A 14,972-nucleotide genomic window follows, 5' to 3' on the forward strand; every position below is an offset into this window, starting at 1 on the left:
GATCATGGCGGTGGTCAACCGCGACCCCCGGACCGCCCCGCACGCCACCCGCAACGACGCGTGGCTGGCGGTGGCCGCCGCCGTGTTCTCCGCGGTGGTCGCGCTCTCCACCGACCCGGCGCGCCGTCCGGACGCGCTCGGCTGGACGCTGCTGCTCGCCGGCGTCGTGCCGCTGGTGTGGCGGCGGCGCCGTCCGCTGCTCACCCTCGCCCTGGTGGTGGCCCTGGTCGTGCCCTACCACGCCCTGGACAACAACCACGCGGCCCCGACGGCGGCCGAGTACATCGCGCTCTACACCGTCGCCGTCACCGGCCGCCCGCTGCGCACCGTGCTGACCGGTCTGACCGTCCTCGGCATCTCCCTCAGCGTCATGCTCACGGTCAACACCCACCAGGCCGTCGAGCTGCTGCGGATCTCCGGCTGGGTGATCGCGGTGCTCTTCTTCGGCGTCGACGTCCGCTACTACCGCCAGTACGTGGCCGCGATCGTCGAGCGCGCCGAGCGCGCCGAACGCACCCGCGAGGAGGAGGCCCGCCGGCGGGTCGCCGAGGAGCGGCTGCGGATCGCCCGCGACCTGCACGACCTGCTCGCGCACAGCATCACCCTGATCGGCGTGCAGACGTCGGTGGCCGCACACGTGCTGGCCGCCGACCCCGGCCGTCTCGACCGCGCGGCCGTCGCACAGGCCCTCGACGACATAGCCGAGACCTGCCGGACGGCACGCGGCGAGCTGCGCACGACCCTGGAGGTGCTGCGCGAGCACGACTCGCCCGAGGCGCGCGGACCGCTGCCCGGCCTGCACGGTCTGCCCGACCTCGCGCAGGCGGCCCGGCTCGCGGGCGCCCGGGTCGAACTGGCCGTGCGCACCGGCGAGGCCCCGCCCGCGGTCGGCGCCGCCGCCTACCGGATCGTGCAGGAGGCACTGACCAACGCCGTACGGCACGGCGGCCGGGACGACCTCACCGTCCGGGTGAGCGTGGACGACGGCGAGGGCGCCCTGCGGGTACGCGTCAGCGACGACGGAACGGGCGCCGGGCCAGGCACCCCCGGCTTCGGACTCGTCGGGATGCGGGAACGCGCCCGCAGCGTCGGCGGGACGGTACTGGCCGGACCGGGCGCCGACGGGGGCTTCGAGGTGACGGCACTGCTGCCGCTGGGAGGGACCGCATGACCGTCCGGGTACTGCTCGCCGACGACCAGACCCTGGTACGGGCGGCGTTCGCGATGCTCGTCGAGTCGGCGGGGGACATGGAGGTCGTAGGACAGGCGGGCACCGGCCGGGAGGCCGTGGAGCTGGCCAGGGCCCGGCGCGCCGACCTGGTCCTGATGGACATCCGCATGCCCGGCCTGGACGGTATCGAGGCGACCCGGCTGATCGCGGCCGACGAGGACCTGGCGGGCGTGCGGGTGCTGGTCCTGACCACCTACGACACCGACGAGAACATCGTCGAGGCGCTGCGGGCCGGTGCCTCCGGCTTCCTGGTGAAGGACACCCGGCCGGCCGAACTCCTCGACGCCATCCGCACGGTGGCGGCCGGGGAGGCGCTGCTGTCCCCGGGGCCGACCGCCCGGCTGATCGCGCGGTTCCTGCGCAGCCCCGCGGCACCGGCGACCGGCGGACCGGAGTGCCTGTCCGACCGCGAGCGGGAGGTGCTCGCCCTGGTCGGGCGCGGACTGAACAACACCGAGATCGCCGAGGCGCTGGGGCTGAGCCCGCTGACCGCGAAGACCCATGTCAGCCGGATCATGGGGAAGCTGGGGGCACGCGACCGGGCCCAGTTGGTCATCGTGGCGTACGAGTCGGGGCTGGTGACGCCGGGCAGGATGTGACGGAGACAGGCCGGCGTCCCGCGCGGGACGCCGACCGGCCGGCGTCCCGTGCGGGACGACACCCGCACAAGGGAGAGCGATGACCCGGCTGAGCCGCACCCTCCTGACCGCCGTCGTGCTCCTCGCCCCGTGGGCGGTCACCGCCCGGACCGCCTCCGCCGCCACCGGCTGCACCTCCTCCGTGCCCTACGTCTCGGGCGTAGGCGGCTACGCCACCTATCGCATCCCCGCCGTCGTCCGCACCCGCACGGGCACGGTCCTCGCCTTCGCCGAGGGCAGGCGCGACGGCGCCGCCGACACCGGGGACATCGACGTCGTGCTGCGCCGCTCCGCCGACGGCGGCTGCACCTGGGGCCCGACGGCCGTGGTCGCCGCCGGGCACGGGGACACCCGGGGCAACCCCGCGCCCGTGGTCGATCCGCGCACGGGCGCGGTCGTGCTGGTCACGTCGTACAACAGCGGTGCCGTGACCGAGGCGCAGATCATGCGCGGCGAGGTCCCGCCCGCGCGGGGCCGGCGGGTGTTCGTACAGCGCAGCCGGGACGACGGCCGGCACTTCGGGCCGCCGCGCGACATCACGGCCGAGGTGAAGCCGGCGGGCTGGCGCTGGTACGCGACCGGGCCCGGCCACGCCCTCGCCCTGACCCGGGGGCCGCACGCGGGTCGGCTGGTCGTCGCCGCCGACCACTCCGTCGCCCCGCCGGCCGGGTCGCCCGACACCGGCCGGGAGGCCAGGTACTACGGCGCGCACGCGTTCTACAGCGACGACGGCGGGTACAGCTGGCGGCTGGGTCTCGTCGCAGGCTCAGCCGGCGGCCCGCACCACCCCAACGAGACCGGTGCCGCGCAACTGCCCGACGGACGGATCTACTTCAACGCCCGGAACCAGAACGGCACCGGCGTCGGCCACCGCCTCGACAGCTACTCCCGCGACGGCGCGCGGACCCTGACCCGGCCCTACGCCGTGCAGCCCACGCTGAACGACGTGCCGGTGGTCCAGGGCAGTGTCCTGCAGCCGTGGGGCCGCGCCGCCCCGCTGCTGTTCTCCGGCCCGTCCGTGCCGACCGCCCGCCGGGCCCTGGCGCTGTGGCGCAGCACGGACGGCGGCGTGACCTTCACCAGGGCGATGACGCTGTCGGGCCGGCCGGCGGCGTACTCGGACCTGGTGCAGACGGGGTCACGGACGGTCGGGGTGCTGTACGAGACGGGGGCGGCGGGGCCGTACGAGACGATCACCTTCCGCCGGGTGACGCTGCCGGACTGACAGGACTTCCGCCAGCCGCCCCGCGGCAGGCCGGACACGCCCTAGAGCAGGCCGGCCGCCGCCAGGTGCTTGCCCACCCGTTCCGTCTCCTCCGGCGACAGCGGCACCTGGGGCTCCGCCGTGGCCGGGCAGTCGATGACCCCCCGCAGGTACAGGGCCGCCTTGAACGCCCCGAGCGCCGCCGAGCTGCCGCCCATCCGCGCCGGATCGCCCACCCCGGTCATCCCGAACAGCGCGCACAACCGCTCCTGTTCGGCCCGCGCCCGCGGCCACTCGCCGTCCCGGCAGAGCCGGTCGAGGCGGACGTAGCCGTGCGGGTCGACGTTCGCGAGGCCGGGCACCGCGCCGTCCGCGCCGAGCGCGAGCGCGCTGTCGACGACCAGTTCGGAGCCGGTCAGGGCGCTGAAGCCGGTGATGCCGGGATGGGCGCGGGCGCCGGTGACGACCTCGCGGAAGCCGACGAGGTCGCCGCTGGAGTCCTTGAGGCCGGCCAGCACACCGTCCGCGGCCAGCTCCAGGACGAGCGCGGCGGGGAGCTTGGTGTGGACGGCGGACGGGATGTCGTAGGCGATGACGGGAACGGACGCGGCGGCCGCCACGAGGCGGTAGTGGCGGGCGATCTCCGCCGGATGGGTGCGGGTGTAGAAGGGGGCGGCCACCACGACCGCGTCCGCGCCCGCCTCGGTCACCGCCCGTACGTGGTCCAGGACGCGGGGCGTCGTCATGTCGATCGCGCCCGCCAGCACCGGCAGCCGCCCGGCCACGTGCCCGGCCACCGTCTCCACGACCAGCCGCCGCTGCCGGTCGGTCAGATAGGCCGCCTCCGAGGTCGAACCGAGCACGAACAGCCCGTGCACCCCGCCCGCCGTCAGATGGTCGACCAGTCTGCGCAGCGAGGGGACGTCCACCTCGCGGTCCGGTGTCAGGGGGGTGCAGACGGGCGGGACGACACCGGTCGGCGGGGCGGGGATCGTCATCAAGGCTCCCTGGGGTGCTGGCTCTGCCGTACGAGGTCGCGGGTCGGCCGGTCCTCCTCCACAGGATGGTGGCAACGGTAGCGATGCGCGGGGTCCGACGCGGCCGAGAAATCCGGCATGACGGACACGCACTCCTGGTCGGTCCGCCAGCACCGGGTGCGGAACGGGCAGCCGCCGGGCGGCCGGGTCGCCGAGGGGACCGGTCCGGTCAGCGGGATCGGGTCGACCGGGTCCAGCAGACCGGGCGTGGCGGAGAACAGCGCACGGGTGTACGGGTGCCGGGCGTGGTCGGTGACCCGGCCGGCCGGGCACTCCTCGACGATCCGGCCCAGATACATCGTGATCACCCGGTCGCTCATCCGGCGTACCGTCTGGATGTCGTGCGAGACGAACACCAGGGCCAGACCCAGGCGTTCCTTCAGGTCCAGCAGCAGGTTGAGGATCTGCGCGCGGACCGACACGTCCAGCGCGCTGGTCGGCTCGTCGGCCACCACCAGACCCGGTTCGAGGGCCAGCGCGCGGGCGATGGCCACGCGCTGGCGCTGGCCGCCGGAGAGCTGTCCGGGCAGCGCGTCGGCCAGCGCCCGCGGCAGACCGACCAGGTGCATCAGTTCCCGAACGCGTTCCTCCCGCGCCGCGGCGGTGCCCCGGCCGTGCACGTCCAGCGGGTCGCGCAGGATCCGCCGTACCGTCAGCCGACGGTTCAGGGCCGTGGACGGATCCTGGAAGACCATGCCGGTGCCCGCCCCGACGGCCGTCCGGCGTTCGGCGGGCGGCATCGACCACAGGTCGCGGCCCCGGAAGGACACCGTGCCCGACGTCGGCCGCTGCACGCCCAACAGCACCTTCGCCAGCGTCGACTTGCCGCAGCCCGACTCGCCGACCACGCCGACCGTCTCCCCGGGCGCCACGGCGAGACCGGCCCCGGTCAGGGCGTACACCCGGTCACGGGCGAACAGCCCGCCGCTGCGGGCCTTGTGCACGACGTGCACGTCGGACAGTTCCACCAGGGCCGTCATGTCACCGGCTCGCTCTCCGAGCTCTGCGAGCCCTCGGGGTCCTGCCCGGCCGGCAGAGCGACCGCCGGGTGGTGGCACGCCGCGGTGTGCCGGGCGCCGCCCACCAGGTCCGGTGCCGTCGTACGGCAGACGTCGTCCGCCCGCGGGCAGCGGGAACTGAAGCGGCAGCCGGGCGGGAAGTCCGCGGGGGCGGGCACGACCCCCCTGATCTGGGTCATGCGCGCGGCCGCCGACTCCAGGGACAGCACGCTGCCGAGCAGCCCGCGCGTGTAGGGGTGGGCGGGCGCCTCCACCAGGTCGGCGGTCACCCCGCTCTCCACGATCTGCCCGCCGTACATCACCACGATCCGGTCCGTGACGTCCGCGACCAGCGCCAGATCGTGCGAGACCAGGACCAGCGCGAAGCCCAGCTCCGCCCGCAGCGCCAGCAGCAGCTCCATGACCTGCGCCTGCACGGTCACGTCGAGGGCGGTCGTCGGCTCGTCCGCGACGATCAGCTTCGGCTCGCGGGACAGGGCCATGGCGATCAGGACCCGCTGGCGCTGTCCGCCGGACAGCTCGTGCGGATAGCTGCGCAGGACCCGGTCCGGGTCCAGGCCGACCAGCGCGAGCAGCTCCGCGGGCTCCCGGCTCCCGCCCCGGCGCACGAGCTGCCCGAGCTGCGCGCGGATCGTCATCGCCGGGTTGAGGGACGACAGCGCGTCCTGGTGGATCATCGCCATCTCGTGACCCAGCAGCCTGCGCCGCACCCGCATCGGCTCGGCCGACAGGTCCCGCCCGTCGAACCGGATCCGCCCGCGCACCCGGGCGCCCTTGGGCTCGAGGCCCATGACGGTGAGCGCGGTGAGCGACTTGCCGCAGCCCGACTCGCCGACCAGGCCGAGGATTTCGCCGGGGCGCACCTCGAAGCCGATGCCGTCGACGACGTCGACGCCGCCGTGACGGCCGGCGAAGCCGACGGCGAGGTCCTCGACCACGAGCACCGGCGGCCCCTCGGGCAGCGGGCGGGCCCGCGCCCGCAGCCGGTCCGCCGCCTCGGCCAGCGACGGCAGCTCCAGGGTCTCGCCGCCGCCCGGTCCGGCCTGCTCCAGCCGGTCCTCCTGTGCGTCCGGCGCGACCTCCCGCGGGGCCGGGGCCGCCCACGCGTCGGAGACGCCCTCGGACAGGATGTTCAGCGACAGCACCGTGACCAGCATCAGCAGGCCGGGGAAGACCGTCGCCCACCAGCCGCCGGTCAGCACCATGTTCTTGCCGTCCGCGATCACACTGCCCCAGGACGGGTCCGGCGGCCGTACGCCCGCGCCGACGAAGGACAGCGACGCCTCGAAGACGACGGCCTCGGCGACCTGGACCGTGCAGAACACCAGGACCGGTGCCGCGCAGTTGACGGCCACGTGACGCAGCACGATGTGCGGGGTGCGGGCGCCGATCACCCGCTCCGCCGTCACATAGTCCTCGCCGTACTGGTCGAGCACGTTCGCCCGTACGACCCGGGCCACCGGCGGGGTGAACAGGAACGCGATCGCGCAGATCAGTACGGTGATGCCGCCGCCGAAGACCGCGACGAGCACCGCCGCCAGCGCGATGCCGGGGAACGCCATCACCACGTCCAGGGCGCGCATCAGCGTCTCGTCGACCCCCTTGCGGGAGGTCGCCGCGACCGCGCCGAGCAGCGCGCCGACGACCAGCGCGAGCGTGGTCGCGCCCAGTCCGATCGCCAGCGACCAGCGGGCGCCGTACATCAGCCGGCTGAGGATGTCCCGGCCGAGGCTGTCCTGCCCCATCCAGTGCGCGGCCGACGGATGTCCGGTGTCGTCGACGGGCGGCTGCTGGTCGAGCGGGTCGTGCGGCGCCAGCAGCGGGGCGAACAGCGCCGCCAGGACGACGACGGCCAGGAGACAGACGGCCGTCCGCGACAGCGGCGGCAGCCGGCGCCAGCCGCGCAGCCGGATGCCGGGCCGGGACAGGGCCCGGGCCAGGCCCTCGCGGGTGAAGGTCATGCAGCCTCCCTCAGACGCGGGTTGACCAGCAGATAGAGGACGTCGATGACGAGGTTGACGACCACGAAGCCGGCCGCGGTCGTCAGGACCACGCCCTGGACGACGGCCGGGTCGCCGTTCTGCACGGCGTCGATCATCAGCTTGCCCATGCCGGGCAGCGAGAAGATCGTCTCGATGACGACGGCGCCGCCCAGCAGATAGCCGACCCGCAGCCCGAGCACGGTCAGCGGATTGACGAGCGCGTTCCTGAGCACGTTGCGGCCCACCACGACCCGCGGCGGCAGCCCGCTGCCGACCGCGGTCCGCACGTAGTCCTTGTCCAGCTCCTCCACCACCGCCGTGCGCACCACCCGGGTGAGCTGCGCGGCCACCGGCAGGGACAGCGCCAGCGCCGGGAGCGTCATCGTCCGCAGCCAGCCGGTGAAGGAGTCGGCCGGGTTGACGTAGCCGCCGGCCGGGAACCAGCCCCGGTCGACCGCCAGGTACTGGATCATCAGCAGGGCCAGCCAGAAGGACGGCGCGGCGACCCCGGTCAGGGACACGACGCGGATGACCTGGTCCGGCAGCCGGTCCCGGTACAGGGCGGCGGTCACCCCGCCGGCCAGCGCCAGCACCACCGCGACGCCGAGCCCCAGGAAGGTCAGCTGGAGGGTGAGCGGCAGCGCGGTGGCGACCTGGTCGGCGACCGGGGACCGGGTCAGGGCGCTGGTGCCCAGGTCGCCGTGGAGCAGGTCGCCGACGAATTCGGCGTAGCGGACGGGCAGCGGGTCCAGCAGGCCGTTGCGCTCGCGGAAGTCGTGCAGCTGCTGCGGGGTCGGGTTGGCGCCCTGGAAGAACGCGGACGCCGGGTCGACGTCGGAGAAGCGCATCACCAGGAACACGAACAGCACGATGCCGAGCAGCAGCGGCACGAGCAGGGCGAGACGGCGGGCCAGGATCCTGACGACGGCGATCACGAGGGCGACTTCCCTGTCACTGGGTCCACTTGGCCTGGAGGAGGTTCACACCGGGGTACGGCTGCGCCCTTATCCCGGTCAGCTTCCTCGGGTTCCAGGCGGTCATCAGCTCGTTGTGGACGACCGGGTAGAGCACGGCCTGCTCGGCGACGACGTCGAGATAGTCCTGGACCATCGCCAGCTTCCGCGCGGGGTCCGGTTCCCGGGTGGCCCGGTCCATGTCCTTGAAGAGCTGCCGGGCGACGGGGTCGCCGGCCCAGCGGGCGTACTGCATCCAGAGGTTCTGCGGGCCGTAGTTGTAGTGCATGATCAGGTCGGCGTCGAGGCCGAACTGGTTGGGGTTCGAGGCGGCCGCCACGACCTGGTAGTCCTGCTTCTGGTCCAGCTTGGTGAAGACGGCCGTGGTCTCCTGCGGGGAGAGCGTGGTCCGCACGCCGATCGCGTCCCAGGAGGCCTTGAGGGTCGGCAGGCAGTCGACGATCCAGCTGACGTTCACCGCGAGGAGGTCGACGTGCAGCCCGCTCACCCCGGCCGCCTTCAGCAGGGCCTTCGCCCGCTCGGGGTCGTGGTCGTAGACCGTCCCCGCCCGCCGGTAGGACGGGTTGCCCTCGTCGAGGAAGGACGAGGCCGGCCTGCCGTGGCCCTTGAGGGCGACCTGCACCATCTTCTCGGTGTCGACGGCGTAGTGCAGCGCCTGGCGCACCCGTACGTCGTCGAAGGGCTTGTGCCGGGTGTTGAACATCAGGAACAGGTTGTTCATCCCGGCCCCGCCGACCACCGACATGCCGCCCTTGCGTAGCTGCCGGATGTTGGCGTACGGGATGTTGTCGGCGATCTGCGCGCCCGCGGCGGCCCCGGAGATCCGGGCGACCCGCGGGGCGGCGTCCACGATCGTCAGCCAGTTCATCCTGCTGAAGGCGGGCCTGCGCGGGCCGTTGTAGCCGGCGAACGCGGCGAAGGTGGTGTTGGACTTCGGGTGGTGGGCGGTCTGCCGGTACGGGCCCGAGCCCACCGCCCTGCCTCTGATCGCGTCGTCCCAGGCGCCCGGTTGCCCGTACACGTGCTTCGGCATGATCTTGGCGAGGGTGAGCCGTGACACCCCGTCCGGGAAGGGGAACTTCAGCACCAGCTCGACGGTGCGCGCGTCGACCCTGCGGACCTCCTTCAGCCAGCTCGCGAAGAAGCCCTTGGCGAGGGTCTGGGTGTCCGGGTCGAGGATCCGGTCGAAGACGAACACGACGTCGTCGGCGGTGACCGGCCGCCCGTCGTGGAACGTGGCGCCCGGCCGCAGCGCGAACCTCCACGAGGTGCCCGAAAGGTCCTCCGGCGTCCGGGTCGCCAGCGCGGCGTACGGCTCGCGGGTGATCGGGTCGGTGTCGACCAGCCCCTCGTAGATGTGGTTGTTGGCGGCCATGGCGAAGGCGGACGCCGTCTGCGTCGGATCCCAGCTGCCGTCGTTGCCGTAGCCGATGACCGCGGTCAGGGTGCGCTGCGCGCCGGCGTCCGACCCGGTGTCGTTGGTGGACTGCGGCCCGGTCGAGCAGGCCGCCAGCGACGACGAGAGCGCCGCGGCCGCGCCCAGGGCGCCGGTGTGCTTCAGGAACGACCGGCGGTGCGGCGCCGGAACGTCGTGGGTCACGTCGCGCACGGTTCCTCCAGCGAAGGGGTTTCGGGGGAGAGGAGGGCGGGGGGTTCGGGCCCGGAGCGGGTGAATTGTCCGCGGAGATACGACGTCCTACGTCCGGTTGGTCAGCGCGACCATAGGAGCGGCCGTGAGGGTGGTCAAGGGCCCGCACACGAATGGCGGTATCCGCCGGAGGTCCGACCAATGGCACGGTGAAATGGCGGCAATTGACGACCTATCAGGCTCTACGGCCCCTGGATACCGCCGGACGTGTGACGCGGGACGTCCGACGGTCCCGCGTCGCGGTGCGCCGGCATGACGGCGCTGCGCGCCCGTGTTGCCGAGGGCGCGCAGCGCGCGGTGAAACGTCCGGGGTTCCTGAAATCCCCGAGGCAGGCCCTAGGGCAGCGTCTTCTCGTAGTACTTGTCCTGGTCGGAGTCGTACACGAGCTTGCCCGCCGCGTCGTAGCCCTTGACGTGCGGAGCCCTGGTGACCTGCCGGTCCAGGGTGCCGTGGGCGACGAACCAGCCGTGGTCCAGGACGGTCTCGCCGGTGGCGCCGCCGTAGGAGACGGTCACCTTCGTCACCTTCGGGTCGACCGTGCCGATGATCGCCCAGCCGAACGGCAGCCTCCAGTGCCCGCGGTCGATGACCGACTGCTGGTAGAGCTTGCCGCTGTTCATGTCGACGGACACGGGGCCGCCGTCCTCGGGGGCGTCGTTGCCCACGCTGGTGTTGCCGCCGGTCGCCGCGCCGTCCTTGACGGTGCAGATCAGCCGGATCGACTGCGCGGCCGGCGCCTGCTTCGAGACCGCCACGACGTACATGCCGTCACCGGGGGCGTTGGAGTCGCCGGTGCTGTTCATCGCCAGGACGATCCGGTAGTCCGCGGCCTTGCCCAGGCTCCGTTCGCCCGCGGACCGGAACGACTCGTTGTAGGCGATGCACTTCTTCAGCCCGTCGGCGGCCTGTGCCCAGGTGATGCCGTCCAGCAGCTGTCCCTCCGTGGCCGGGCGGGCCGGCTCCGTGGCCGGCGCCGACACCGGCGCGGACGAGACCGGCAGGGGGCTGTGCGGGGCGCCGGCGGAGGGCCGCGGCGAAGCCGTGTCCGACCTCCCGCCGACATCCACCGCGTACGCCCCGACGGGCAGCGCGGCCAGCGTCACCAGCATCGCCCCCGCCGCCGCCACCCGGCGGCGCCGCTCGGCCGCACCCCGGCGCCGTACCGCGGCATAGGGCGCGGGCGCCGGCCGGAAGGCGTACGCGTCCTCGGCCAGCAACTCGCGCACCTGCTCCTCGAAGCGGGGGTCGATGTCCTCGCCGCTCGCCGGGGCGCCACCGGATCCGGCCCCGGAACCCGCCTGCGACGACCGTCGCTCTTCCTCGCTCACCTGCTGTCTCCCTGTCCGGCCGACGTACGGCTGGGCTCCGGCGCGTCCGCGACCAGCCCCAGTCCCGGATTGACGCGCAACTTCGCCAGCGCCTTGGACGCCTGGCTCTTGACCGTGCCGACCGAGCAGCCGAGCACCTCGGCGACCTCGCCCTCGGACAGGTCCTCCCAATAGCGCATGACCACCACCGCCCGCTGCCGGGGCGGCAGTCCGGCCAGCGCGGCCATCAGCACACCACGCTCGTCGACCCGCCCCACCGCGTCGTCCCGCCGCGCCCGCTCCGGCGGCGCCGAGGTCAGCGCCTCGGCCACCCGCCGCTTGCGGAAGCGGTCGCTGTTGCAGGTGACCAGCATCCGGCGGACGTACGCCTCCGGGTTGTCGCTGCGCGCGACGCGCCGCCACGACCGGTACGCCTTCGCCAGCGCGGTCTGCGTCAGGTCCTCGGCGTGGTGGGCGTCGCCGGTGAGCAGATACGCGGTCCGCACCAGGCGTGACCATCGCGCTCTGACGAATTCCTCATACTGGGCCTCAAGTTCGGCCTGCATCAAGCACCCTCCTCGCCCACCAGACCACCGCGCGGGCGGATTCGGTTGCCTGGAGCTCTCAGAGGAGGAGCGTCATGCGCAGGCGGTGCTGGTTCGTGCCGAAGTAGTCCTTGCGGGGCGTGCCTTCCGGCGCGAAGCCCAGCGAGCGGTAGAGGAGGACGGCCGTGTCGTTGCCGGGTTCGACGGTGAGCCAGACCTCCTTCACCCCCTCGGAGCGCAGATGGTCGAGGATCTCGGACATCATCCTGCGGCCGAGCCCCTGGCCCTGGAGGCCCGGGGTGATGGCGAGACTGAGGATCCAGCTCAGGTCGCGGTTGGGTGCGGTGGCGAGCACGTAGCCGAGCAGGCTCGCGCCGTCGTCCAGGACGAGCATGTGGTCGCCGTACGCGTCGAGGAACTGCCGCAGGACGAAGTACGGATACGGTCCGGAGGGGAAGGCCTCCGCGTCCAGGCGGACCAGTTCCGGAAGATCCGCTTCGGTGACCGCTCTGATCTGCAGAAGAGGAGGCATCTGGTCCCCTTGTGGAAGATTCGAAGATGCATACCAATGATGGGATATGCATACCGAACGGGATGGGCGCGCATGTTTCCCTATCTTCGCCTGACGTCTTCTGGTCACTCAAGACGGGAACGGGACTTGACGTGATTGGCTGGCCCGCTGCACGGGCGCCGTGCGCTACATTGAGCCAATGACCTCGGGATCGCTGACTGGCGCGGATAAGCTGAACGCTGATGTCGACTGGGACAAATTTGACCCCCAGGAATACATCCACCGCAACTACCTCGCGCTTCATCCTGACGACAAGCAGATCCTGTCGGTCGTCCGCGATCACTTCGGTGATCATTTCCGGAGGAAACCGGGTCGCGTCGGGTCCGGTATCGACGTGGGTGCGGGACCGAACCTGTATCCCGCCTTCGCCATGCTTCCCTGGTGCGAGACCATCACCCAGTACGAGTGGTCGGCCGCCAACGTGGCCCATCTGCGCAGTGAGATCCCCGGCTACGCCGCCACCTGGGACCCGTTCTGGGACGTCCTGTGCGAGGGCGAGGGCGGCGAGGGCTACGCCGCGCTCGGCCCGGACCCCAGGGAGCGGTTCCGGCGGACCGTCACCGTCCGGTCCGGGAACCTGTACGACCTCGGCAGGCCGGGCCCCGACGGCGAAACGGAACGCTGGGCCATGGGCACGATGTTCTTCGTCGCGGAGTCGATCACCGAGTCCCGGGACGAGTTCGCGGACGGCGTCGCCTGTTTCATGAACGCCCTGGAACCGGGTGCTCCGTTCGCCGCCGCATTCATGGAGAATTCCCGTGGATATCCCGTGGGCGGGGAGGACTTTCCGGCGAGTTACGTCGGCGCAGTGGAGATCAGGAACCTGCTGAAGGGTTTCGCGAGCGATGTCGATCCCATGCACCTCGGAAAACCGGACGACCTTCGCGACGGCTACACGGGAATGATTCTGGCCTGCGGTCACCGCAACGACTGACCGCGGTTGTTTTTCGCACCTGTGTGAGGGGGCATGGGGAATGCAGATCAAACCGCGCGCGCAGCTTCTCGACGTATGGCAGGCCATCGCCGGCCATACCTTCGAGAGCGGCGAATGGAACTGGGGTGAATGGGGCGGCCGCAGCAGCGTCGCCGACGCCGAACGTCTGCTGTGCCTCATGTATCCCGCCACCGAGATTCCCGAATTCGGTCTGGACAATCCCGACGTCACCGAGGAGGACGTGGAGCAGGCCCTGAAGGAGGCGGGGGACGCCACCGAGATTCCCGGGAACCTGGTCCGGGTGCTCAACGATTTCATGACCAAGCACCACGGCGGCGACCTCGGTCCCACGTTCGCCGGCGGCTACTACTTCCTCCCCGCGGACCCCGAGCAGGAACTCACCAAGGAGCAGCGGGAATTCGGGGTCGTCGACTCCTTCTCGATGTCCGTCACCCTGTGCCTGGCCACCCTCGGTTTCCTCCGGGTCTACCGGACGAGAACGACCCGCGCCGAGACGCAGAGACTGATCCAGAGGCTCTGGGACACCACCAGCATGCGGCTCACCTCCGCCATGGTGAGCCTGCTGCGCTCCTTCACCGTCAACGTCTTCGAGGTCGACTCCTCCCAGGGACAGGCCATGTGCCGTCTCCTCGGCCGGGGGCGCGCCTCCGACCGGGTGGTGCTCCAGCGGTTCCAGGACCGCTTCAAGGCACTGCGCGCCGTCATCGGCGAGAGCCTGACCCTCGGCGTCGAGGTCGAGGAGCAACTGCGCAACGAGAACCGCCTGTTCGAGTGCGGCTGGGCCTGGAGCCTGGTCCAGGACGCGCCCCAGGTGGAGACCACCGACGAGATCGGGGTCCAGCCCCCGGGCGCGGCCGACGCCGTCCCCTACCTCTACTTCACCGTCGTCGCCCTCGACGGCATCCAGGACCTGTTCTCCGAGCGCACCCTCACCCTCGCCCTGCTCAACCCCGAACAGCAGCGGCTGGCCGAGGCGTTACGACTGCGGTGGGAGATCACCCAGCAGTACTGGTCGGGCATCGCCCGCTTCGGCGACGACCGCTGGCCCCTGGAGGACATCCCCTGGCGGACCACGGGCCAGCAGCTGGAGTCGGAGTACTTCTCGCTCTGCGTGGCCTCCATCCTCGTCCACGACCTGGTCCGCCGCCGCGCCACCGACGACGACCTCGCCCGCACCGTCGACGTCATGGAGCGGCTCGCCGAACGCGGCCGCATCACCAGCCGGGCCACCGACGACGATCCGGCGGTCCGTCTGCACAACCCGGGCGTCTCGCTGCCCCTGCTCGGCAGCGACCGGCACGGCCCGGCCATGCAGTGGGCCATGACCGACTTCTCCGCCCAGCTGCTCAAACGGACCATCCAGCTGTGCTCCCTGTCCCGCAACCTCACCTCCCGCGACCGGCTGCTCCAGCTCGCCGAGGACATCCTCGGCCATCTGTGGCGGCGGCGCGTCGGCGAGGGCGAGGGCGCCGGCCTGTGGGACAACGTCCACGCGGTCTACCCCAGTTCGCAGGAGCGCACCGGACCGCTGTCCTGGAGCATCACCGAGCGCGTCACCGAGTGCATGGTCGCCGCCTCCCAGCTCTACGACCAGTCGCCGATCCGCAGCACCGAACTGACCGCGCTCGCACGGGCCCTGCTCAGCGAGGCCACCCACCTCCTCGGCAAGGAGCAGATGAAGCCCGCCCCGCCGGCCAAGAGCCGCGGCGGCGAGGAGCTGACGAGCGTGGTGGCGGACCTGCGCCGCGCCCGCCTGGTCCTCGACAACCAGCCGGGCACCGCCTGCGCCCTCGCCTACGGGGTGCTGCGCAGGCTCGACATCCTGGCCCGGGCCAGGGACACCGGTTCGGGGGTGTGACC

At 72.3% G+C, this 14,972-nt stretch carries 13 protein-coding genes; 5 read left to right on the plus strand and 8 right to left on the minus strand.

Annotation, left to right across the window (positions count from 1 at the left end; translation table 11 throughout):
• Positions 1–4: 4 nt before the first annotated feature.
• The 3 genes from ACZ7OY_RS02615 to ACZ7OY_RS02625 all read left to right on the plus strand — a co-directional run bounded on the left by ACZ7OY_RS02615 (position 5) and on the right by ACZ7OY_RS02625 (position 3,094).
• Positions 5–1,171 carry a sensor histidine kinase gene (locus ACZ7OY_RS02615; RefSeq protein ID WP_471910361.1) on the plus strand — a complete coding sequence of 389 codons (1,167 nt, stop codon included), beginning with the start codon at positions 5–7 and terminating at the stop codon, positions 1,169–1,171.
• Entirely contained in the window at positions 1,168–1,830 is a 663-nt protein-coding gene (locus ACZ7OY_RS02620) for a response regulator (RefSeq protein WP_471909670.1), read from the plus strand. The genes ACZ7OY_RS02615 and ACZ7OY_RS02620 overlap by 4 nt, the downstream gene beginning before the upstream one ends.
• A 79-nt stretch (positions 1,831–1,909) precedes the next feature.
• Positions 1,910–3,094: a sialidase family protein gene (locus ACZ7OY_RS02625; RefSeq protein WP_471909671.1), complete on the plus strand. Its 1,185-nt coding sequence runs from the start codon at positions 1,910–1,912 to the stop codon at positions 3,092–3,094.
• A 41-nt stretch (positions 3,095–3,135) separates the two neighbouring features.
• On the opposite strand, the gene ACZ7OY_RS02630 is transcribed toward ACZ7OY_RS02625, so the two are convergent.
• The 8 genes from ACZ7OY_RS02630 to ACZ7OY_RS02665 all read right to left on the minus strand — a co-directional run bounded on the left by ACZ7OY_RS02630 (position 3,136) and on the right by ACZ7OY_RS02665 (position 12,118).
• Entirely contained in the window at positions 3,136–4,071 is a 936-nt protein-coding gene (locus tag ACZ7OY_RS02630; RefSeq protein WP_471909672.1) for a dihydrodipicolinate synthase family protein, read from the minus strand.
• Positions 4,071–5,090 (minus strand): oligopeptide/dipeptide ABC transporter ATP-binding protein, encoded by a 1,020-nt coding sequence (locus tag ACZ7OY_RS02635; RefSeq protein ID WP_471909673.1) that lies wholly within the window; start codon positions 5,088–5,090, stop codon positions 4,071–4,073. Before ACZ7OY_RS02635 ends, ACZ7OY_RS02630 begins: the two co-directional genes overlap by 1 nt.
• Positions 5,087–7,090 (minus strand): dipeptide/oligopeptide/nickel ABC transporter permease/ATP-binding protein, encoded by a 2,004-nt coding sequence (locus ACZ7OY_RS02640; protein ID WP_471909674.1) that lies wholly within the window; start codon positions 7,088–7,090, stop codon positions 5,087–5,089. The genes ACZ7OY_RS02635 and ACZ7OY_RS02640 overlap by 4 nt, the downstream gene beginning before the upstream one ends.
• Entirely contained in the window at positions 7,087–8,046 is a 960-nt protein-coding gene (locus tag ACZ7OY_RS02645; RefSeq protein WP_471909675.1) for an ABC transporter permease, read from the minus strand. Before ACZ7OY_RS02645 ends, ACZ7OY_RS02640 begins: the two co-directional genes overlap by 4 nt.
• Positions 8,047–8,062: 16 nt before the next feature.
• Positions 8,063–9,694 carry an ABC transporter substrate-binding protein gene (locus ACZ7OY_RS02650; RefSeq protein WP_471909676.1) on the minus strand — a complete coding sequence of 544 codons (1,632 nt, stop codon included), beginning with the start codon at positions 9,692–9,694 and terminating at the stop codon, positions 8,063–8,065.
• Between the two features lie 375 nt (positions 9,695–10,069).
• On the minus strand, positions 10,070–11,062 hold the full coding sequence (locus ACZ7OY_RS02655) for a hypothetical protein (RefSeq protein ID WP_471909677.1): 993 nt from the start codon (positions 11,060–11,062) through the stop codon (positions 10,070–10,072).
• A complete protein-coding gene (locus tag ACZ7OY_RS02660) occupies positions 11,059–11,607 on the minus strand; it encodes a SigE family RNA polymerase sigma factor (RefSeq protein ID WP_471909678.1) in 549 nt (182 codons plus the stop codon). The genes ACZ7OY_RS02655 and ACZ7OY_RS02660 overlap by 4 nt, the downstream gene beginning before the upstream one ends.
• Positions 11,608–11,665: 58 nt before the next feature.
• Positions 11,666–12,118: a GNAT family N-acetyltransferase gene (locus tag ACZ7OY_RS02665; protein ID WP_471909679.1), complete on the minus strand. Its 453-nt coding sequence runs from the start codon at positions 12,116–12,118 to the stop codon at positions 11,666–11,668.
• A gap of 178 nt (positions 12,119–12,296) precedes the next feature.
• Between ACZ7OY_RS02665 and ACZ7OY_RS02670 the strand changes: the two genes are divergently transcribed.
• Positions 12,297–13,091, plus strand: a complete 795-nt coding sequence (locus ACZ7OY_RS02670; RefSeq protein WP_471909680.1) for an SCO2525 family SAM-dependent methyltransferase — start codon at positions 12,297–12,299, stop codon at positions 13,089–13,091.
• 40 nt (positions 13,092–13,131) lie between these two features.
• On the plus strand, positions 13,132–14,970 hold the full coding sequence (locus tag ACZ7OY_RS02675; protein ID WP_471909681.1) for an SCO2524 family protein: 1,839 nt from the start codon (positions 13,132–13,134) through the stop codon (positions 14,968–14,970).
• Positions 14,971–14,972 lie beyond the last annotated feature (2 nt).

The organism is Streptomyces sp. NPDC107559, assembly GCF_055657365.1.

Bases quoted from the DNA above. Each gene is read 5' to 3' on its own strand.
- ACZ7OY_RS02660 (WP_471909678.1), bottom strand. From the start codon at position 11,607: ATGCAGGCCGAACTTGAGGCCCAGTATGAGGAATTCGTCAGAGCGCGA.
- ACZ7OY_RS02615 (WP_471910361.1), top strand. From the start codon at position 5: ATGGCGGTGGTCAACCGCGACCCCCGGACCGCCCCGCACGCCACCCGC.
- ACZ7OY_RS02675 (WP_471909681.1), top strand. From the start codon at position 13,132: ATGCAGATCAAACCGCGCGCGCAGCTTCTCGACGTATGGCAGGCCATC.
- ACZ7OY_RS02640 (WP_471909674.1), bottom strand. From the start codon at position 7,090: ATGACCTTCACCCGCGAGGGCCTGGCCCGGGCCCTGTCCCGGCCCGGC.
- ACZ7OY_RS02665 (WP_471909679.1), bottom strand. From the start codon at position 12,118: ATGCCTCCTCTTCTGCAGATCAGAGCGGTCACCGAAGCGGATCTTCCG.
- ACZ7OY_RS02620 (WP_471909670.1), top strand. From the start codon at position 1,168: ATGACCGTCCGGGTACTGCTCGCCGACGACCAGACCCTGGTACGGGCG.
- ACZ7OY_RS02635 (WP_471909673.1), bottom strand. From the start codon at position 5,090: ATGACGGCCCTGGTGGAACTGTCCGACGTGCACGTCGTGCACAAGGCC.
- ACZ7OY_RS02630 (WP_471909672.1), bottom strand. From the start codon at position 4,071: ATGACGATCCCCGCCCCGCCGACCGGTGTCGTCCCGCCCGTCTGCACC.
- ACZ7OY_RS02625 (WP_471909671.1), top strand. From the start codon at position 1,910: ATGACCCGGCTGAGCCGCACCCTCCTGACCGCCGTCGTGCTCCTCGCC.
- ACZ7OY_RS02670 (WP_471909680.1), top strand. From the start codon at position 12,297: ATGACCTCGGGATCGCTGACTGGCGCGGATAAGCTGAACGCTGATGTC.